14 protein-coding genes are annotated in these 21,124 nt (G+C 33.5%); 8 read left to right on the forward strand and 6 right to left on the reverse strand.

Annotated features, from left to right (window positions below; translation table 11 throughout):
- The first annotated feature begins 94 nt into the window (after positions 1 to 94).
- From ERX46_RS17205 to ERX46_RS17220, 4 genes are all read left to right on the forward strand, one after another.
- Positions 95 to 1,399, forward strand: a complete 1,305-nt coding sequence (locus tag ERX46_RS17205; protein WP_130095111.1) for a methylmalonyl-CoA mutase family protein — start codon at positions 95 to 97, stop codon at positions 1,397 to 1,399.
- Positions 1,396 to 3,528: a methylmalonyl-CoA mutase gene (scpA, locus tag ERX46_RS17210; protein WP_130095112.1), complete on the forward strand. Its 2,133-nt coding sequence runs from the start codon at positions 1,396 to 1,398 to the stop codon at positions 3,526 to 3,528. Before ERX46_RS17205 ends, scpA begins: the two co-directional genes overlap by 4 nt.
- A 32-nt stretch (positions 3,529 to 3,560) precedes the next feature.
- Positions 3,561 to 4,613 (forward strand): AI-2E family transporter, encoded by a 1,053-nt coding sequence (locus tag ERX46_RS17215; protein ID WP_130095113.1) that lies wholly within the window; start codon positions 3,561 to 3,563, stop codon positions 4,611 to 4,613.
- A gap of 134 nt (positions 4,614 to 4,747) precedes the next feature.
- Positions 4,748 to 5,467, forward strand: a complete 720-nt coding sequence (locus tag ERX46_RS17220; RefSeq protein WP_130095114.1) for a hypothetical protein — start codon at positions 4,748 to 4,750, stop codon at positions 5,465 to 5,467.
- A gap of 267 nt (positions 5,468 to 5,734) precedes the next feature.
- Here the strand turns inward: ERX46_RS17220 and ERX46_RS17225 are convergent, their stop codons facing one another.
- Together ERX46_RS17225 and ERX46_RS17230 are read right to left on the reverse strand one after the other, a co-directional pair.
- The gene (locus tag ERX46_RS17225) at positions 5,735 to 7,192 is read right to left on the reverse strand and encodes an acetyl-CoA carboxylase biotin carboxylase subunit (protein ID WP_130095115.1); all 1,458 of its coding nucleotides are present in this window, start codon (positions 7,190 to 7,192) and stop codon (positions 5,735 to 5,737) included.
- Entirely contained in the window at positions 7,189 to 11,808 is a 4,620-nt protein-coding gene (locus tag ERX46_RS17230; RefSeq protein ID WP_130095116.1) for a translocation/assembly module TamB domain-containing protein, read from the reverse strand. Before ERX46_RS17230 ends, ERX46_RS17225 begins: the two co-directional genes overlap by 4 nt.
- Before the next feature lie 24 nt (positions 11,809 to 11,832).
- Between ERX46_RS17230 and tsaD the strand changes: the two genes are divergently transcribed.
- On the forward strand, positions 11,833 to 12,867 hold the full coding sequence (gene tsaD / locus ERX46_RS17235; protein ID WP_130095117.1) for a tRNA (adenosine(37)-N6)-threonylcarbamoyltransferase complex transferase subunit TsaD: 1,035 nt from the start codon (positions 11,833 to 11,835) through the stop codon (positions 12,865 to 12,867).
- Between the two features lie 569 nt (positions 12,868 to 13,436).
- Here tsaD and ERX46_RS17240 read toward each other — a convergent pair.
- The 4 genes from ERX46_RS17240 to ERX46_RS17255 form a co-directional block, all read right to left on the reverse strand.
- Complete coding sequence (locus ERX46_RS17240) at positions 13,437 to 13,862, reverse strand: DUF1801 domain-containing protein (protein ID WP_130095118.1); 426 nt, start codon at positions 13,860 to 13,862, stop codon at positions 13,437 to 13,439.
- Between the two features lies 1 nt (position 13,863).
- Positions 13,864 to 14,235, reverse strand: a complete 372-nt coding sequence (locus ERX46_RS17245) for a VOC family protein (protein ID WP_130095119.1) — start codon at positions 14,233 to 14,235, stop codon at positions 13,864 to 13,866.
- 154 nt (positions 14,236 to 14,389) lie between these two features.
- On the reverse strand, positions 14,390 to 14,842 hold the full coding sequence (locus ERX46_RS17250) for a DUF1569 domain-containing protein (protein WP_130095120.1): 453 nt from the start codon (positions 14,840 to 14,842) through the stop codon (positions 14,390 to 14,392).
- Positions 14,843 to 14,871: 29 nt separating this feature from the next.
- A complete protein-coding gene (locus ERX46_RS17255) occupies positions 14,872 to 15,309 on the reverse strand; it encodes a hypothetical protein (RefSeq protein ID WP_130095121.1) in 438 nt (145 codons plus the stop codon).
- Between the two features lie 535 nt (positions 15,310 to 15,844).
- Here ERX46_RS17255 and ERX46_RS17260 point away from each other — a divergent pair.
- The 3 genes from ERX46_RS17260 to ERX46_RS17270 all read left to right on the forward strand — a co-directional run bounded on the left by ERX46_RS17260 (position 15,845) and on the right by ERX46_RS17270 (position 21,120).
- Positions 15,845 to 16,501, forward strand: a complete 657-nt coding sequence (locus ERX46_RS17260) for a DedA family protein (protein WP_130095122.1) — start codon at positions 15,845 to 15,847, stop codon at positions 16,499 to 16,501.
- A 55-nt stretch (positions 16,502 to 16,556) separates the two neighbouring features.
- Positions 16,557 to 17,510: a calcium/sodium antiporter gene (locus tag ERX46_RS17265; protein WP_130095123.1), complete on the forward strand. Its 954-nt coding sequence runs from the start codon at positions 16,557 to 16,559 to the stop codon at positions 17,508 to 17,510.
- A 364-nt stretch (positions 17,511 to 17,874) separates the two neighbouring features.
- A complete protein-coding gene (locus ERX46_RS17270; protein WP_130095124.1) occupies positions 17,875 to 21,120 on the forward strand; it encodes an Eco57I restriction-modification methylase domain-containing protein in 3,246 nt (1,081 codons plus the stop codon).
- Positions 21,121 to 21,124: the final 4 nt, after the last annotated feature.

The raw sequence follows: 21,124 nt of genomic DNA on the forward strand, positions 1-21,124 counted from the left end.
ATGAAATTTAGTATCTTTTATCATAATTCACGTCTTCACATCTTTTTAACGCTAAAAATTTTATATTTTTGATAAAAAATCAATAAGGTCAAAAATGACAGATTTCTATAAAGAATTTTCAACATCCACAGAGGCTGAATGGCTTGATAAAGTCAAGATAGACTTAAAAGGGAAAAGCATTGATGAAGCATTGCATAAATTTCATCCAATTGAAGAAATAAATTATTCTTCTTATGGTTTTGCAAATGACAAAAATCAATCTCATGCTATTCCAGGTCAGGCAAATTATGCTAGAGGTGGAAAAATACAAAATAACGATTGGATCAATAATGTTTATGTTCCTAAAGATTCTCCAAAAAACATGAATGCTTTTGCTTTAAAGCAATTGATGAATGGAGCAACTGGACTAACATTTGATTTACATGATTTTGATGCCAACCAATGTGATTTAATTATCAAAGAAATTGGATTTGAACACATAGCTTCAACATTCTATTATTCCACGAAAGAACAATATGATTGGCTAAACAAATTAGCTTCAACTCAAAGTTTAAATGGCTCAGCTATAAATACTGGTAATCAAAAATTTGAACTCATTCATAATATTCGTAATTTCATTGTTAAAGGAATAGATGTTCAATATGCCGGTGGAAATATTCACCAAGAAATTGGATATGCTTTACACAAAGGACATGCGCTACTTTATAAGCTAATTAATGATGGAATGTCAGTTGATGATGCAGCTGCTCAAATCAAATTTAAGTTGGGAATTGGAAGTAATTTCTTCTTTGAAGTAGCTAAATTCAAAGCATTCCGCGCTTTATGGTACACTGTTGTTCAATCTTACAAACCAGAACACAGTTGTTCCACTATTGCTTACATAGAAGCAGAAACAGGTTTTTTGAATAAATCTTTAAAAGATCCGCACAACAATTTATTGCGTCAGACAACCGAAGCTTTATCAGCAGTTTTAGGAGGAGTCAATGAATTAACAATTAGACCATACAATGCTTGGTCAACAGACACAGATCTTGATAAAACGCAGCGTTTAGGATTAAATATTGCTTTATTATTAAAAGAAGAATCCTATTTAGACAAGGTTATTGATCCTGCTGGAGGTGCATATATTCTAGATGACTTGATGAATTCCATTAAAGAGAAGTCATGGACAACTTTCCAAAAACTGGAAAAAGAAGGAATTGACTTTTTAAAATCAGCCATTAATTCAATAGCAAAAACAAGAATTGAAAAAGCTGAAAAACAGGAGAATAAGCATATCGGAATAAACAAATACTTTAATAACGAACCAAGCAAAACAGCTTGGAAAGTTGAAATAGAAACAGCATTTGGAACACCCGTTATTTTAGAGAAAGATTGTCAAATTGAAGTACAGCTATGAAGAAAATAGATTTTAGTAACATATCTCCAATTGAGGTTAAAGAAAACGGAATTCACGAAGCTGTAAAATCACATGATACAGCAGAAAAGATTGATTTAAAATCATTTTATCAATTCAGTGACATTTCAACTTTGAAACAACGTCATTTTGTATCTGGAATTCCTCCATATTTAAGAGGACCTTATACGACAATGTACACTGCACGACCTTGGACAATTCGCCAGTACGCAGGATTTTCAACAGCTGAAGATTCAAATGCGTTCTATAAAAGAAACCTAAAAGCAGGTCAAAAAGGGCTTTCTGTAGCATTTGATTTGGCCACACACCGCGGATACGATTCAGATCATGAGCGTGTTGAAGGAGATGTTGGAAAAGCCGGTGTAGCTATTGATTCTATTATGGACATGAAACTTTTGTTTGATGAAATTCCATTGGATAAAATGTCTGTATCGATGACAATGAACGGAGCTGTTGTTCCAATTATGGCTTTCTATATCGTAGCAGCAGAAGAGCAAGGTGTTGACAAAAGCTTACTTTCAGGAACCATTCAAAATGACATTCTGAAAGAGTTTATGGTAAGAAATACCTATATCTATCCGCCACTTCCTTCAATGAAGATTATTTCGGATATTTTTGAATATACATCTCAGAAAATGCCGAAGTTTAACTCGATTTCGATTTCTGGTTATCACATGCAAGAAGCTGGAGCAACTGCTTCTATTGAGCTAGCCTATACCTTAGCCGATGGATTAGAGTATTTGCGTGCTGGAATAAATGCAGGATTAAAAATTGATGAATTCGCTCCACGCTTAAGTTTCTTTTGGGGAATTGGGATGAATCAATTCATGGAAATCGCTAAAATGCGTGCTGGAAGATTATTGTGGTCAAAAATCGTTAAACAATTTAATCCAATAAGTGATAAATCATTGGCATTAAGAACACATTGTCAAACATCTGGTTGGAGCTTAACTGAACAAGATCCTTTCAATAACGTTGGAAGAACTTGTATCGAAGCAATGGCAGCAGTATTTGGAGGAACACAATCATTACACACGAATGCTTTAGATGAGGCAATCGCTTTGCCAACTGACTTCTCTGCAAGAATAGCTAGAAATACACAAATTTATCTTCAAGAAGAAACAGGAATCACTGAATTCATTGATCCTTGGGGAGGAAGTTACTACGTTGAAAAATTAACGGACGAACTGGTAGAAAAAGCATGGGAATTAATTCAAGAAGTTGAAGAATTAGGTGGAATGGCAAAAGCTATTGAAACTGGCGTTCCAAAAATGAGAATTGAAGAAGCTGCGGCAAGGAAACAAGCGCGTTTAGACTCAGGAAAAGATGTTTTAGTAGGTGTGAATAAATACCAACTGGATAAAGAGGAAGAAATGGAGATCTTAGAGGTCGACAATACTAAAGTTCGTCTCTCTCAAATCGCTAGACTAGAAGAATTACGCAAGAACAGAAACGAAGACGAAGTGCAAGCCACTTTGAGAGCTTTAGAGAAGATTGCAGCTACTGGCGAAGGAAATATTCTTGAAGCAGCAGTTGAATGTGCACGTTCTCGCGCTAGTTTAGGAGAAATATCTTCTTCAATGGAAAAATCGTTTGGAAGATATCAGGCAACCATTCGTTCAATTAGTGGAGTTTATTCAAGTGAATCTATGACAGATAACGATTTCAATACTGCAAAAGATAAAGCAGAAGAATTTGCAAAATTAGAAGGACGTAGACCTAGAATTATGGTTGCCAAAATGGGTCAAGATGGTCACGACAGAGGCGCTAAAGTAATTTCTACATCATTCGCTGATATTGGATTTGATGTGGATATTGGTCCATTATTTCAAACACCAAAAGAAGCTGCCAAACAAGCCGTTGAAAATGATGTGCATGTTGTTGGGGTTTCCTCTTTAGCTGCTGGACACAAAACACTTGTTCCACAAATCATTGCAGAGTTGGATCGATTAGGAAGAGGTGATATAATGGTAGTTGCAGGAGGAGTTATTCCACAACAAGATTATGATTATCTGTATGACGCTGGTGTTTTTGGAATATTTGGTCCGGGAACTAAAATCTCAACTTCAGCAATTAAAATACTAGACTTATTAATTGAAAGCGCTAAATAAACATTTCTAACATTACATACTAAATAACATATATGACAAAAAGCTTCAAATATGATAAAACAGCAAAGGTCTTATTTATCGTAGCATTTATAGTACTTGCCCTTTACTTCTTTACGAATGTATTGATGCCGATTATTTTTTCAGCTATTGTATCATTGATTCTATTACCAATTGTAAAATTCTTTGATAGAATTGGAATCAATAAATCAGTATCTGTTACTTTAACAGTATTAATTCTTTTGATTTTTACTTCAGGAATAGTTAGTGTTCTTGTTTTTCAAAGTCAATCTATTGTTGTTGAGCTACCAAAAATGATGAATGAAAATGAAAATTTTCTACACATCAATCCAGATGACTTCACAGCTTCAAAACTAGGAGACATGATTTCCATTAAAACGGAATCTTTACAAGAGTATTTATCTGCTATAAAAGGTGGATTGATTTCAATGTTAGAAGGAGGCTACAAAGGTTTATCCAACATGTTGATGTTCCTAATAACTTGTCCTGTATACATTTTCTTCATGCTATTGTATAGAAATAACGTTTACAGGTTTATTAAAGAATCGCAAAGAAAAAGCAGCGGTAACAAAGACAGCGACGAAGTAATTGATGATGTGAAACACAGTTTGTACCAATACATCAAAGGAATGTTGATCGTTATGCTTGTTGTAGGAACATTAACTTACGTTGGTCTGCTCCTACTGGGAATTAAATATGCTTTATTCTTAGGTATTTTAACTGCACTATTAACGCCACTTCCATATATTGGTGTAATAATAAGTGCTACTATTCCAATTATCATTGCGATGCTTACAAAAGATACAGCATGGTACATATTCGGAGTTGTAGCCGTATTTGCTTTCGTACAATTCCTTGAAGGAAATGTGATTACTCCTAAAATAATGGGAAGTAACGTCAATATAAATCCACTTATTATTATCCTAAGTTTGGTGATTTTTGGAGCGATTTCTGGCTTAGTAGGAATGATTCTAACCGTCCCGATTTTGGCAGTCATTAAAGTTATTGTTGAACATTCTCCGAACCTAAAACGATGGCAGTATTTGATGGAGGACAAAAAAACATAATTTTGATGTGAATCTAATTCGCAATGTCTATAATATTATGTATTATTATGACTTAATTATTGATGTGATAAATAAAATATATTTAAAATTTAGGCACAGTTCTTGAATTTAGATAACTAAAATATAAAATGAAAATGAAAAATATAATTACAGCGTTAACAGTATTATTTATTTCTCTAAGTGTTTTTTCACAGGAAACTTTTGAGGATTTGCTTATCATTAAAGCTGATGCAGATTGGGAAAAGTTGATCAAACATTCAGAAAGATATACCAATAAGAGTTCTTCAGATAAAGAGCCTGTACCCTATTACTTCTTAGCTTACGGATTATATAAAATATCGTTCCAAGCAGAAAGAGGTGACGAATATAAAGGAGCATACAAAGATGCTTTTACTGCTATTGGGAAAATGTTGCGTTACGACAAAACAGGTGAGGTTCAAGAGAAATATAGCGAGTTTATAAATGAATTAAAGCTATCTCTTTTAGAAATCATCCAAAACGAAACGGACAACGAAGAATACCGCCGTGCTTTTGGTTGGACAATGCGTTTATATAAATTCGGGAGAGATTATGTTCCTGCTTTATATTTAGAAGGTGCTTTGAGAAGTCGAAATAATGATCAATCTACTGCACGAATTAAATGGGAAGAAGCAAACACATTGGTTAAAGATCAAAAAATTGGAGATTGGTCTGAAGCAGATCAAAAATTACTTATGCTTGGATTATATCAATCAGCTAAGGCACTTAAAGATTTAAGACAACCTGATAAAGCTAAAGAAATGATGGATATTGGAGCACCTTATTTTGAAGAAGATAAAAGATGGGAAGCCAATTATGATGATATTGTGAATTAGGAAAACAAGTTTTATATATTGAATCCCGTAGCGAAAGTTGCGGGATTTTTTTGTTGTCTGCGCTTTTACGAGTGTTTTTCCCGTGGATTAGTTTGTCGATGGCAACAATTGAAAGAAAAAATTAGGTTCTATCATAGAATGCTCAATCACCGAAGATTAATCCGTATTTATTGTATTGTATTGTATTGTATTGTAGAGGCGCACGGCCGTGCGCCTCTACAATACGATACAATACAATACGCATCTACAATTTAATAACATTTTCGTTTACATCTTTTCAGAAATAACTTCTTTGTTTTTCGTAGCGATTACATCTTTCCAAATTGTATCTAGAGATGCTTCTAAGGCTCTTTTCTCTTCTTCTTGTGCCGTATGCATTATTAGAGGGTCGGAGAAATAATGCTTCACGAAATTCGTATCGAAGTCTCCACTTCTAAATGCTGGATGTTTCATTACGTATTTCCCGAAGTCAAGGGTTGTTCTTAATCCTGAAATTTCGTAACCATCAATTGCTTCAATCATTCTATCAATTGATTCTTCTCTTGTTTCTCCCCAAGTCACTAATTTAGCAATCATTGGATCGTAATAAATTGGAATTTCCATTCCTTCTTCAAAAGCATCATCAATTCTAATGTAATCAGCAACTGGTTTTTTATAGCGATTTAACGTTCCGATGTCTGGCATGAAATTACTCAATGCATCTTCTGCATATACACGCACTTCCATTGCGTGACCATTCATTTGAACGTCCTCTTGTTTGATTGGTAATACTTCATTGTCTGCAACACGAATTTGCAATTCAACTAAATCTAAACCTGTGATTTCTTCTGTCACCGGATGTTCTACTTGTAAACGTGTATTCATTTCCAAGAAATAGAATTTCAAATCTCCATCCAATAAGAATTCAACAGTTCCTGCACCAGAATAATTACAAGCTTTAGCAACTGCACAAGCTGCTTCCCCCATTTCTTTTCTTAATTCTGGCGTTAAAACAGCACTAGGAGCTTCTTCTATTACTTTTTGATGTCTACGTTGAATACTGCACTCACGTTCATGCAAGTGAATTACATTTCCGTGGTTATCTGCAAATATTTGAATTTCAATGTGACGTGGTTTAGTAACAAATTTCTCAACGAAAACGGCATCATTTCCAAAAGATGAACGCGCTTCTGATTGTGCAAGACCCATTTGTTCTTCCATATCCTCCGCTTTCTCAACTAATCTCATTCCTTTACCTCCACCACCGGCAGAAGCTTTAATTAGAACAGGAAATCCAATTTGAATGGCAATTTCTCTGGCTTCGTTAAAATCAACAACTGCTTTATCAATTCCAGGAACTAGAGGAACGTCGTAAGCTTTTACAGCTTGTTTAGCGCTTAATTTATCACCCATCAATTGCATTGCTTCCGCTGAAGGTCCAATTAAAATGATTCCTTCTTTTTTCAAACGCTTAGCAAAATCTGCATTTTCAGATAAAAATCCATAGCCAGGATGAATTGCATCTACGTTTAAATCTTTAGCAACTTGAATAATTTTATCTTGAACGAGATAACTTTCCGCAGATGGCGCTGGTCCGATATGAACTGCTTCATCTGCTTCGTGAACAAATGGCGCATTTTTGTCTGCTTCTGAATAAACAGCGACAGATTTAATGTTCATTTTCTTTAAAGTGCGTATAACCCTTCTGGCAATCTCTCCTCTATTTGCAATTAATACTTTCTTCATTCTTCGTTTTTTATTGCGTTATCGTCTTTGTAATCCTTTGGTATAGGAATTCTTTTGTCTTTACTCTCTTGTAAATCTACCCAATTCTCTCTTTTCCTAAATATATTAGCAAAAAACTGAAAGAGTTTAAAGTCGTCTAAAGTATGAAATTCTTCTTTATAACTGACCCCTACTCCTTGAGTAAATTGTCCCCTCCCTTCATTTTGTAGGACAGTATAATTATTTGACTCATTGAAAACATTCATTCTAAATGTTCCTTGTTCATTTAGTAAATATTCAACTTTCACGTCTCCAATTAATGTGTTTTGACTCGAATTACTAGCACTACTAGCATCTGCAGTCTTTTGAGTACCTACACCAAAAGAACCTGAAATTAGCAGTCTATCGTCTAGAAATCCTTTAGAAACTCCAAATTCACCAGAAAACTGACCAGAATAATCATCACTTTCTAAGTTAACATTCATTTGATATCCTTCAGAAATTTTATTCAATAATGCGTTGATCTGTGTAGAAGCTAAATCTAAGAATGCTCCACCATTTCCTCCATTTGCCCCACCTTGCAAAGGCATAAAAGATTTAGAAATTAAGATGGAAAAGAATTGTTTATTTAACTCATCTTGGTCACTTCGAATTCTTGCAATTACGGCCCTTCCAGATTCAGAAGCTTTAGGAGCGTCAAGATCAAAGGTAATTTGTGGACTCATCATATCTCCTTTAATGGTCAAATAAGAATATATTTCTTCATTATTAGAATTTTGACTTTCAACAACATTTGGCATTACAACAGATAAGTTTGCCGTTGTTTTATAAAATGCATCAATATCTAATAAAGCTTCTAATGGATCTCCAGCCCACTGAACAGTACTTCCAGCCTGAATGTTAAAGTTTTGTTTATAAGGTCCCATTGCAAAATTATAAACTCCACTGGTAACATTAAAAGTACCATCCATTGCCAATTCATTAAATTGATTCACAGATAAACTAAGGTTTCCATTCCCTCTTGCTGAAATCTCATCTCCAATTTTCTCATCAAAAATCAGTTTGACTTCAGCATCTTCTGTTACATCAAAATTCAATTGCAAGTCTACGCCTGATAAATCGACTTTCTTTTCTATTTCCTCTAATTCTCCAGCATTTTTAAATGAAATAAATCCATCTTCTTCGATTGTAGTTGGACCGTACATAGGAAGAACAATTCGCGTTCCTTTTCTGGTTTTCGCATTTACTATAATTGAAAGATTGTCTGTCGTTCCTGAAATATTAGCTATTCCCGTTACATAAGCATCTCCATAATAAAGGCTATTGATGTCGTATCTCGTATTCATCACCTTAAAACGTTCTACAGGAAGGGCTCTAGATCGATCGGTTGGCATACGTTTCGTAGGATGTTCTTCTAAATTGACAATAATCTCAAAAATGAAATCGGAGAAATTATTATGGAATAAAGTTCCTGTAATGAACCCTGTATTGCCTTCAACATCTTTGACTGGCATCTGGTTAATGTAGAAACCGTCTTTTTCCGACTCAATTTCTCCACTAAAGAACATATCAGAACCTAGTAATGCGATATTTACCATTCCCTCACGGAAACCTATTTTACCTTTTACTTCTGGTTCAGCAAAAGTTCCTGTCAGCCTTAGTTTCCCCTCTAATTTCCCTTGTAAATCGCTTACAACATCAGGATCTAGGAATTCATTAACTACAGAAATGTCTGTTGATTTAAAATTCAAATTGAAATCTAATCGACCAAGGTCTTCATCTTCTTCGAGCAGATAGTTTCCGTCAAATGCAAATGTTTGTTCGTTGCGATAGAAGATATCTCCAAACATTTTGATCCTTGCTTTTTCAGATTGATAATCAGCTCCAAAACTAACATTCCCAACTTCCGTTTTATTGATGAATAGTTCTTCAATAATTGCTTCTCCAAAAAATTGAAGATTAGTTATCGGTGTCGTTATATATCCAGCAATATTAGCAATTCCAGAAAGTTTCACATCGGGTCCTAATATGTTCCCTAATTCATCAAGATTCAAATCCATTACATCTAAATACAAACGGTCAAATGTTGAATTAGAAAGTTGTCCATTGGCTGATATATATTGATCTTCGTGTTCTAATTTTAAACCAAGAATATTAAAACAGCTGTCTGAATAATTAATTTCTGCTGTTTTACGTAAATTCCATTGGTGTTCATTTAGATTTAAATAGGAAGGTAAAATTTTGATATCAAAACTACCATCATCACGCAATTCTGTAAACCATTCAACGTTTGATCTAGAACTTGTTGGATCTTCAAATAGCAATTGAGAATCTATGGTTCCGTTTGCTGCTAATCCAGTAAAGTGAATGTTTTTAAATGCCAATGAATCTCGAATGGTAACGGTACTGACATCAATTAAAGCCAAAAGTTCTCGATTAGAAACTTCTTGTAAAGCGCTGATGTTGTTTATTCGAATTGAATCATAAGAAACATAATCAGCGTTAATATTTAATCCCAGATTGTTCTTTTTTCCATTATAATAACCATCAATTCTGGCTTGATCTGCGATTTGCAATGATGGAACGAAAACGGATAAAAGGTCGTTGATTTCTTTAAATTTTATATCATATTCAAAGTGTGTTAACTCATCATTCACATCCATATCCGAATTTGGATTGATAGCAGGAATGATTTGCGCCAATTGATAACTGATGTTTTGGGCAACGTTTGAATAATCAATTACTCCATTAAGATTTGCATCTACTATTTGAGATTTAATTGAAATACTGTCTTTGGTTTTATTTCTTTCCATAAAACCAAGGAAGTTGGTCGTATGAAATGAATTTTCGCCTTCTTGATAATAAATAGAATCAATCACTAAATTACCTTTAAAATCATCAAAATTTCTCCCAACCAAATCTAAGTGAATTGTAGTATTTAGCTCTCCTCTATCTGCTAAAGCAGGATTCAATTGATCAAGATGAGCACATTCTAAAGCAATTTCAGCTTTTATATTTAAGATATTTCCTAGACTTGCATAACCTTTAAAAGTCATATCAAAGTTGTCATCTCTCACATAGAGATTGCCTTTAAATTCATTCTGAGAAATAGCTCCTTGATTATTAATCTTATAAGATACTCGGTCTAAAATGATGTAATCATAAGCGTAACCAAACAATGAAGATTCTTCTAAAACCCCAGACAAACCGGTAGCAGTAAAATTTCCGTTTTTAATTGTGGCAGAGCTCATTCCGATGTGTCCATTTATTTCACCATAATTATCACTTTTTAAAATTTTCCCTAAATCAACCCCAGTAATTTGGATTTGATCCTTTGCGCTATTTTTTGGAATGATTGTAATTTCATTAAAATTCGTATCTGATAAAACCCGGAAATCATCTTTGAAAGCAAATGACCCTATATTTGTTGAAAGTTCATCTAAACTGATGTTCATATCTGTAATTGAACCCTTAACTTTTAAATTACTTGCGTTTATTGTGGTGAGTGCTTTTAAAGCTTCCGGCCATTTCAAATAATTTGCTGAAGCACTTTCAGGCAATCTAAATTGCTCAACATCATCAATATTTATTGAAAGAAAATCTAATTCTTGATCAATATTGGCTTTCGAAATTCTATTAAAATCGGGAAGCGAGAAATCTCCTTTTATGCTTGTGGCTTTTCCATATTTGATATAGATTCCTTCTAATTGCAAGTCCTGAACAGATTTTCTTGATGAACCCGTGAGCAAAACAACATTATTCATTCCTTTCAATTGTGGAGCGAAATAAGAAACATCTCTTAAGGAAACATAAGAAGTATCAAAAAAGCTCTCCATCTGCACTTTTTCAACGAAATCAGAAAATTCTGAAAGGTTATTTGTCTTCAATAAAAAGCTATCAACAGCCAGATCCGTAAATTCAGTTTTGATGGATGTTTCTCTTAAATCTAATCCGTTGTTGTTGAATTTTGCTTTGGCTGATAATTTTTTCAATTCAAAACCGCTGCGTTCTATTAAAGCCAAGTTGTTTATCTGCGCTTCATAACTACCTGGGGTAATTAAAATATTTTCAGCATTAATATTGATGTGTTTCCCACTCAAATTATTGTAATCCACTCCAAAAGGAACCAATTCAGAATTCTCATCTTCTAAAGTAAAATGAGCATTTACAATGTTTGCTTCGTAGATATTAATATTAAAGTCTGGTGATTCTGAGGATGTAGTATCTGAAGAAAACGCATCAAGCACAAATTGTAAATTCAGATTTTCTTCTCCTTTGTATGTCTTTAAAGCGAACCGGGCGTCCTTCACTCCTACTTCATCAATATGAAAGTTGAGGGACATAGCTCCAGCGAGATTGAAATTGACAAAAAACTCATCAATGTATATTAAAGTATCGTTGTGCTGATCTTCGACATAGAAATGATCAAAATAAACGCGATCAAGAAATGTGATATCGACTTTACCGATAGAAACCTTGGTATCCAGCAATTCTGATAGATAATTTGCTCCGTGATTGGCCAAGTAAGTTTGAAAATAGGAGGTTCTGATCAAGAATGCAAATGATATGAGTAAGATTAGTGAAATCTCAATCAGTATAAGGGTCAAATTCCCTAGTATTTTCAGTAATTTTGTCATTCGTATTAACAAAGATATTCAAAGTTGTCAAAAAAAGATATTATCATTCTAGGTATTGAGTCATCATGTGATGATACCTCCGCTGCTATCATCAAAAATGAGACCATTTTAAGCAATGAGATTGCGGGTCAAAAAGTGCATGAAGCCTATGGTGGTGTAGTTCCTGAGCTTGCCTCTCGTGCTCACCAACAAAATATTCTTCCTGTGGTTGACGCAGCAATAAAAAATGCTAAAATTAACAAAGAAGACATTGATGCCATCGCTTTTACGCGCGGACCAGGATTATTGGGTAGTTTAATCGTTGGAACATCATTTGCAAAATCTTTTGCTTTGGGACTCAATATTCCAATAATTGAGGTGAATCACATGCATGGACATGTTTTGGCACACTTTATTGATGAAATTGAAAATGAGGAGATTAAAGAAAAACCATCTTTTCCATTTATTTGCTTGACTGTTTCTGGTGGACATACTCAAATTGTTTTGGTTAGAGATTTTCTTGAAATGGAAGTTGTGGGAACAACAAAAGATGATGCCGCTGGAGAAGCTTTTGATAAAACTGCGAAATTATTGGGATTGCCTTATCCTGGAGGACCGTTAATTGATAAATATGCAAATCTGGGAAATCCTGATGCTTTCAAGTTTACAAAACCAGAAATGCCTGACTTTAATTACAGTTTTAGTGGTTTAAAGTCTAATGTGCTTCAATTTTTGCAAAGAGAAACAAAGAAGGATAAAGATTTCGTTCAGCACAACTTAAATGACATTTGCGCGAGCCTTCAAAAAACGATTATTGATATTCTTTTTGATAAACTAATCAAAGCGACAAAACATTTCGACATCAATGAAGTAGCGATTGCTGGAGGAGTTTCTGCCAATTCTGGAATCAGAAAACGACTTACCGAAGAAGGCGAAAAATTAAAATGGAAAACCTACATTCCGAAATTTGAATATTGTACAGATAATGCTGCGATGATAGCAATTACTGGACGTTTTCATTATTTGAATGGAAATTTTGCAGATCAATCTGTGAGTCCGATGGCGCGATTAAAGATCTGATATTTTGACTATAAATCGTTTTTTTGATAGGTATTTAGTTTAATATCGATTGGATTTGATAAATATTTATGGCTCATTTCTATTCCCTATCCTGTTTTGGATCAAAAATCCTGAATTAAATATATTCTGTACGAACTATTTTAACCGGACAGCATTGCTTTGCTATTAAAAAAAATACTACCCATCCTATTTTGAGCAATATAATTTTGAAGATTGAAATATGCTTCTGCATTTTTGAAGGTGTTATAGTATCCTTTCTCAAGTGAATGTGAAATAATATTGGGAAAGAATACCGGAGATATTATTGTTTAAATAATCAATTGATTCAACGGAACAAAGACGGTTACAATTATACTCAATAAAAAACCTTGTATAAATGTTATTTGACCATTGAGTTCTCTTTTTTTATTTTTCAAAGCTAGATATAGACAATTCTTGTGAGAATGATAATCAAACTGGATAAGTACATCTGCTTATCTATTTGTGCACTGTGCAAACCCACCAGCTTTTCTATGGTCATCCAAAGTAAAGTTGATGCAACAAAAATAAACGCCCATTTTATTTAAAGTTTAATTTGCGCCATAAGTTTTGTCTAAAAATATCAGTGTTTTTTTCATTACTTTATTGAGTTCTTCTTGATCAATATCCTCCATTTTTTTGATGTAAATACAGGACTTTCCTTTTCTGAATTTTCCGAGATTTTCTAACAAGTGTTCATCGTTCTCTTCTCCAGAATATACATACAAGGAAATCTCAGATTTACGCGGAGAAAAACCAAGTAATGGCGCGTCTCCTTCATGTCCACTTGCATATTTGTAATGGTAAGAACCAAAACCAATGATTGTTGGTCCCCACATTTTTGGTTCGCAACCTGTCATTTCTTTCATCAATTTTATGAGTTCAAAACTGTCCTTTTTCTTTTGTTCTGTATTTGCAAATGACCCTATAAAAGCTTCTACACTTTGCTCAGTTTCTTGCGTTTTATTTTTCGCCATTTTACCTGTGTTGATCAATTAAAATATTATTACCATCAGGATCCGTTAAGGTGATATGTTCTGGACCTGTTGTTTTTTCATCTGCTGCTCTTGACAGATTAATTCCTAGGTTCTTCAAATGTTCTTGAATCACTCGCACATCGTCAAAGTTTTCAACATTTTCTGCATCACCATCCCAGCCTGGATTAAATGTAATTATGTTCTCTTCAAACATACCTTGAAAAAGACCAATCACAGCGTTATCATTTTTAAGCACAACCCAATTTTGATCGATATTCCCTCCTTTATATTTAAAGCCTAATTTTTCATAGAATTCTTTTGACTTATGTATATCTTTTACGGCTAAACTAATTGAAAACGCTCCTAATTTCATAATTTAATTACTTTCTATTATTGTTTTTAATTTATCCAATCCTACTTGAATATTGTCTCCAATCATCTCTTCAAAGTTCATGAAAACCAACATTAAATTCATTGGTTAATCCATTTCTCAATTAAATCCCCATTTCACTTTTGTTTCATCTTCACTAAACGCCAAACTGCATCAAATGATGGTCAAGGTGTTTGCTAAACATATTGTTCCATTCTTGCTTTGTCAACTTTCCAAATGAATGAGATTCTTTTCCATCCAAATAATTTTCTCCCAGTACTTGTGTCTTTTTAATGTAACTCACTAAACGCTCCTTTTCAGCATCAAATTTTCTACTGTCTTTAATAATAAATTCAGGTGCAGTTTGTCCATTGTGTCTATAAGGTTTTTCATTGACAACCATTTTTTTCACGAAGAGTTTAAGCAGCATCTTTTTGAAGCCTTTTGGTTGAGGATGAATGGAATCATAAACCTTTTCATAAGTTACATTGCAATGCGCCAACATTTGCTCAACACTCATTTTTCCCCAATTGGGTTTTGATGTTGCAGTGAGTTTTTCGATTCGACTAACGAATTCTGCTGTATCATTCTGATTAAATACGTTTTTCATTTTTTGGTGTTTAGTTTTATTAATACAAATTATTTTAACCAGTTCTTTTTTATTGAATAGTTCGAAAAGATTATTAGAATGAAACCTATAGCCACGAGCATTATCGGCATTGTAATCGCTTGTTCAATTCCATAAACAGCTATGGTATTTGTAAAAAATACATTATGAATCATTTGTGGAACAATAGCACAAATGGAAATAATAAAAGCAAGCTTTGCCCATTTCCTTTTTAAAATCAATCCGACTGAACCGAGCAATCCGAAAAATACAGCAACTGCAAAAACTAGGGTAATCCAAAAAGGATAATCACCATAGAGTTCTCTTTCTGCCTCTGACAATCCTGCAAATGATTCTTCTGAAATAAAAGTGTGTACATAGAAAGAAATCGCTCCCATAATGTTCCATAAAAGAAAAAATACGGCCAATATCCAGTACCAAAATGGTGTTTTCGTTTTTAAATTTGTCATAAATAATTGTATATAATTTGTGTTTAAAATTTTCCTTATGTCTGTAATTTAGCAACTTCAATTGAAATGAATTTCGGGAGACAGTATGGCGCGCATCCTTGTGATTCCCAATAGTTTTCACAACTCTCAATCATAACAACGATTGGCCAACCACTGCCCTATTTTAATCTGTGAGTTTAGTTCCAAAAAGCGAGTTCTTATTTCTCAAAAATAAGAAAAAACACTAAATGTATTATTAAGTATGGCTATTCATTTTTTGACCATTAATAATTGGCCAACTTGACAAATATTGACTAATGGTAGCATCGTTTCATTAATTATAAAACACAAGTTTTCCTTTAATAACTCATCCTCCCGTGAAAATTTCAAAATATTTCACCTTACAAAATTGACTTCAAAATATAAATGAGTTCGGGTATCCAACATATCACAAATTATAATCATACCATAGTATTAAGCTGAAAAATTCATCTACCTTTCCCATTAATATCAGAAATTAAAAATCAACGTAGCACTAATAAAAATGAAAACTTAAATGGATGCAATTTTAGAATCGTTTCAACACCTTTTGGATCCTGATTGGATAATGCAGAACGGTGGATTATATTTAGTCCTTTTAATTTTATTTATTGAAACAGGTGTATTTTTTGGCTTCTTTCTGCCAGGCGATCCATTGTTATTTGTTTCAGGGATGGTTATTGCCACTGCCGATGAAGCTTATCCATTTAGTTCTGAAATTGTAAATCTATTGTTTTGGATGCTCTTATTTATGGGGTCAACTATTTCTGGTTACTTTTTGGGTTATTGGACAGGGAACAAATTCTCACATGTATTTAATCGAAAAGAGGACACTTGGTTTTTAAAACGAAAACACATGGATGCTGGCAATGAATTCTACGCTTCTAAAGGTGGATTTGCTATTACTATTGCACGGTTTCTGCCAATTGTAAGAACCTTTGCGCCTATTGTAGCCGGTACAGTTAAAATGGATTATAAAAAATTCGTTTTTTTCAATGTAGTAGGCGCAGTTATTTGGGTAGGTGTTCTTACTTCATTAGGATATATTCTGGGAGACAATCCTTGGGTAAAAAGTAATTTGGAATATGTTATTTTAGGAATAGTTTTGCTCGTAACCTTGCCCGTTATTGTCAAATTAATTTTTAAAAAGAAGAAAACAGTTAATGAGCTGTAAAGATAAATTTATCGGTAAGCCTAAATTTTTAGTAATCAATCATTGTGAATAAAATATGATTCTGTCTTCCATTTTAATTATAGTAGGATTTGCCAGCTTAATTTTCGGAGCCAATTGGCTTGTGAATGGAGCGTCCGGTTTGGCGAAAAAGTACAACATTCCCGATTTGGTGATTGGTTTAACTGTTGTCGCTTTTGGAACTTCAGCGCCTGAATTAGTCGTTAACTCTGTAGCTTCAGTTGATGGACTTTCAGATATAGTTTTGGCAAATATTATTGGGAGCAATAACTTTAACTTATTTCTAATTTTGGGAATAGCTGGATTAGTTTACCCAATTACAGTGCAATCGTCAACAGCTTGGAGGGAAATTCCAATATCGCTGATCATCACAATTCTTTTATTCTGTCTAGCAAACGACTTTTTCATTTATCCAAACTCTGAAATATCGAGACTTGACGGTATTATTTTATTGCTCTCGTTTTTATGTTTTCTGTACTACATTTTTAAACAAATGAAAACGGAAGTAATTGAGGCAATTCCTTATGTCCAAAAATCGAATATTAAGATTTGGAGTTTAATTATATTGGGGTTTAGCGGATTAATTATTGGCGGTAAATTAGTGGTTGACAATAGTATAGGAATAGCAACAGAATTGGGGATTAGTCAAAAAATAATTGGGCTAACCATAATTGCGGCTGGAACGTCACTTCCTGAATTAATAACTTCTCTGGTTGCGGCTTTCAAAAAGAACAGTGACATAGCCATTGGTAACGTGATTGGATCTAATATATTCAATGTCCTTCTAATTTTGGGAATAAGTTCTTTAATTAAACCTATAGAATACAATCAGATTTTCAATCAAGAATTTGCCATTTTAATTGGAGGAACAGTTTTTCTTATCATCGCCATGTTTACGGGTAAAAAGAAAAAACTCGACAGATGGGAAGCATTTATTTTATTGAGTTTCTACTTGATTTATACGACTTATTTAGTCTCGAAAGAACTATAAAGTCACTTCAAAAGAGATTTCTCGGCGCTATGCTCTATTCGGAAAGACCTTTGGATGTTGAGTTTATATAGATAATTGGAAAACCTTATTCGAAACTTTAGGTTTTTTAAATACAGAAAAAATCTACTTCTAAAATCTAGTTGTTATTTGTGATCTAGCATAGAAACCCATTTATAAAATTCTCAAGATGAAATTAAAATGATTTAAATCTCTTCAAAACATTTCAAATCAACCTTAAATCTAAAAATCTCCAAGAATCCAATCTGTATTTAAGATATAATCTGTACCTTTTTCAACTTGTTCTATAATCGGATGTGGTTATAGCAACCTAGTCCAAACAATTTGCATTTACAGAATATACAATATGGCACTATTTCAATCTTCGGTACTTAAATCAAAACTCTCAATGCTGGATGAAGCGGCAGTTGAGAAAGCTTATAAAAAATACAAAACTTACTTCTGGAACACCACGATACAAGAAAATATCAAGAGTGCAAAAGAAGAACAATTTCAAGCGACTTTCTTAAATGAGTTGTTTGTGAATATTTTGGGCTATACCCTATTTCCCAATCCAAACCCGAATTTAACGACAGAGTTTAAGAATCAGAAAAATGCCCGAAAAGCAGATGGCGCAATTCTGAAAGATGGACTTGCAGTGGGTGTGATTGAATTAAAGGGAATGAACACCAAGGATTTGGAAAGTATTCGTCAACAAGCTTTTGATTACAAAGCCAATCATAAAGGTTGTGTGTATGTGATTACTTCCAATTTTGAAAAGCTGCGTTTTTATATCAATGACGCTACAGAATTTGAGGAATTTGATTTGTTTACCCTTTCTCGTGATCGCTTTAATTTATTGTATTTGTGTTTGCACGTCGAGAAAGTACTCACCGATGTTCCACTCCGTATCAAGGAGGCTTCCATTGCTGAAGAAGAAGAAATTACCAAAGCATTTTATAAAGATTATTCGGTTTTTAAACGTGAATTGTACAGAGATTTAGTTCGAAATAATTCCAAAACGGTTAAAGAGAAATTAAGTACCAATATTGATGTTGACGAACAAGTTGAAATTGCGCGATTAGAGAAGAATGTGAAATTGACGCTGTTCCAAAAGTCGCAAAAACTAATTGACCGTTTTCTGTTTGTGTTTTTTGCCGAAGACAGAATGTTATTGCCTGCTAATTCTACTTTACAGATTCTTGACAAGTGGAAAAATGATTGGGATTTTGGGGATGAACGTCCTTTGTATGATTTATTTAAACAGTATTTCAATTTCTTAGATACAGGAAGAAAAGGAACGCAAAACCGTGCTGAAATTTATGCATATAACGGTGGATTATTTAAGCCGGATGCAATTTTAGATGCCTTAGAAATTGACAGTAATTTACTCTATAAATACACCAAAACATTATCCAATTATGACTTCGAAAGTCAGGTAGATGTGAATATTCTAGGACACATTTTCGAAAACTCTTTGAATGAGATTGAAAGTGTAAGTGCAGAAATTGAAGGTGGAGATTTTGACAAACAAACCAGTAAACGTAAGAAAGATGGTGTTTTTTATACGCCGAAATACATTACAAAATACATTGTTGAAAATACCGTAGGAAAACTCTGTTTAGAGAAAAAAGTAGAATTGGGTTTTGAGGAAGAACAATATTTCAAAAGCAGAAAGAAGAGAAATAAGGACACGCTTAAAAATTTGGTAGATATTCTGGATGAATACAGAGATTGGTTATTGGAATTAACGATTTGTGATCCTGCCTGTGGTTCTGGTGCATTCCTCAACCAAGCACTTGATTTCTTGATTAAAGAACACAGTTACATCGATGAGTTGAAAGCGCGTGTGTTGGGTGGTGGTTTACAGTTCCCAGATATTGAAAATACGATTCTAGAAAACAACATTTATGGTGTAGATCTCAACGAAGAAAGTGTTGAAATTGCCAAACTTTCGCTGTGGTTAAGAACTGCACAACCCCGAAGAAAACTGAACGACTTAAGCAGTAATGTAAAATGCGGAAACAGTTTAATAGACGATAAAAAAGTCGCTGGAAATAAAGCGTTCAAATGGGAAAATGAATTTCCTGATGTCTTTGAGAAAGGTGGTTTTGATGTGGTGATTGGGAATCCTCCTTATGTGAGGCAGGAATTGTTTAAAGAGATAAAACCATACTTAGAAAAACACTATGAATGTTACAATAGTGTGGCTGACCTTTACACTTATTTCATTGAAAAAGGAATTCATTTAATGAATAAGAATGGTCTGTTTTCATTTATTTTACCAAATAAGTTTCTAAAAGCCAGCTACGGAAAGGACATTAGAAAAGTAATAAAAGATAACGCAAGTTTAGAACTACTTTTCGACTTTGATGATTATCCAGTATTTCCTGATGCAACAACATATCCTATCATTTATGTCTTAAATAAGAACCCAGAAAGTAAATCTGAAACTTTTATTTACTCAGAGATTAATAAAAGAGACGATACTTCTGATCCTATCAATGCTTTGGATGTAAAAAAACATGAGGTTCCCTTTGAATCTTTAAAAGATGATATGTGGAATTTTATTGATTTGAAATCTTTTCAACTATTAACTAAATTAGAGGAATACTCAGTGCGATTAGATGATTATGTTGATAAAAAAATATATAGAGGTATAACCACTGGTAGGAATGAAGCTTTCATCATTGATGGTGAAAAAAGAGAGGAATTAATCACCAAAAACGCAAAAAACTCTGAAAGAATTAAAGTTTTAGCAACAGGTAAAGAAGTAAAAAGAAATTATTTCAATTTCCAGAATAAATATTTACTTTTCACAGGTCATAGTGATGACATACCAAATGAGTACCCTGATATTCAACAAGAATTAGACATTCACAAAGAAGCATTAATTAAGAGATATGATCAGGGAGAAAATTATTGGAACTTGCGAGCATGTGCATATTATGACGAAATGCAACAGCCAAAAATCATTTATCCTAGAATAAATAATAGAGGAAATTTCTATTTTGATGAAAAAGGGGAGGTATTCTTGTTAGATAATAACTTTTTCATTTCAACTGATTCGAAAGCCTTACTCGCTTTATTGAACTCAAAATTAATTTATTTCTATTTAAAAAATGTTTGTACAACTCTGCAAGGTGGGTACTATGATTTCAGGAGAGATAAGATTATGAATATTCCTATTTCTGGAAACATAAACAGCTTTGATTCAAAACTAAGTAGCTTAGCTGATAAATTGATCTATTTAAATGACAGCATTCATAAAGCAGAAGAATCTTTTGTTAACTATTTCAGTCTTACATATTATATAGAAAAAGTAAATGGAAAACTCCAAAACTGGCACGAACTCGAATTCGGAGATTTCATCAAGGAGCTCAACAAAGCGATAAAATCCACGAATAAAACCCGAGCGGCAGAAGATTTGGCTGTTATTCCTGAATTGACCAAGAAAGATGAGTTTGAATGGATGGAACTTTTCGAAGAGAACAAGAAAAAAGCGCAGGAACTTCAAATGGAAATTGGAAAAACGGAGAAGGAAATTGATGAGATGGTTTATGCGTTGTATGGGTTGAGTGAGGAGGAGATTAGGATTGTAGAGGCTTCCTAATTAT

The organism is Brumimicrobium glaciale (genome assembly GCF_004152935.1).
GTDB lineage: Bacteria > Bacteroidota > Bacteroidia > Flavobacteriales_D > Crocinitomicaceae > Brumimicrobium > Brumimicrobium glaciale.

Coding starts and splice junctions, on each gene's coding strand:
- ERX46_RS17225 (WP_130095115.1), bottom strand. CDS start 7,192: ATGAAGAAAGTATTAATTGCAAATAGAGGAGAGATTGCCAGAAGGGTT.
- ERX46_RS17255 (WP_130095121.1), bottom strand. CDS start 15,309: ATGACAAATTTAAAAACGAAAACACCATTTTGGTACTGGATATTGGCC.
- ERX46_RS17260 (WP_130095122.1), top strand. CDS start 15,845: ATGGATGCAATTTTAGAATCGTTTCAACACCTTTTGGATCCTGATTGG.
- scpA (WP_130095112.1), top strand. CDS start 1,396: ATGAAGAAAATAGATTTTAGTAACATATCTCCAATTGAGGTTAAAGAA.
- ERX46_RS17245 (WP_130095119.1), bottom strand. CDS start 14,235: ATGAAATTAGGAGCGTTTTCAATTAGTTTAGCCGTAAAAGATATACAT.
- ERX46_RS17220 (WP_130095114.1), top strand. CDS start 4,748: ATGAAAAATATAATTACAGCGTTAACAGTATTATTTATTTCTCTAAGT.
- ERX46_RS17230 (WP_130095116.1), bottom strand. CDS start 11,808: ATGACAAAATTACTGAAAATACTAGGGAATTTGACCCTTATACTGATT.
- ERX46_RS17240 (WP_130095118.1), bottom strand. CDS start 13,862: ATGGCGAAAAATAAAACGCAAGAAACTGAGCAAAGTGTAGAAGCTTTT.
- ERX46_RS17215 (WP_130095113.1), top strand. CDS start 3,561: ATGACAAAAAGCTTCAAATATGATAAAACAGCAAAGGTCTTATTTATC.
- ERX46_RS17270 (WP_130095124.1), top strand. CDS start 17,875: ATGGCACTATTTCAATCTTCGGTACTTAAATCAAAACTCTCAATGCTG.
- ERX46_RS17250 (WP_130095120.1), bottom strand. CDS start 14,842: ATGAAAAACGTATTTAATCAGAATGATACAGCAGAATTCGTTAGTCGA.
- ERX46_RS17265 (WP_130095123.1), top strand. CDS start 16,557: ATGATTCTGTCTTCCATTTTAATTATAGTAGGATTTGCCAGCTTAATT.
- ERX46_RS17205 (WP_130095111.1), top strand. CDS start 95: ATGACAGATTTCTATAAAGAATTTTCAACATCCACAGAGGCTGAATGG.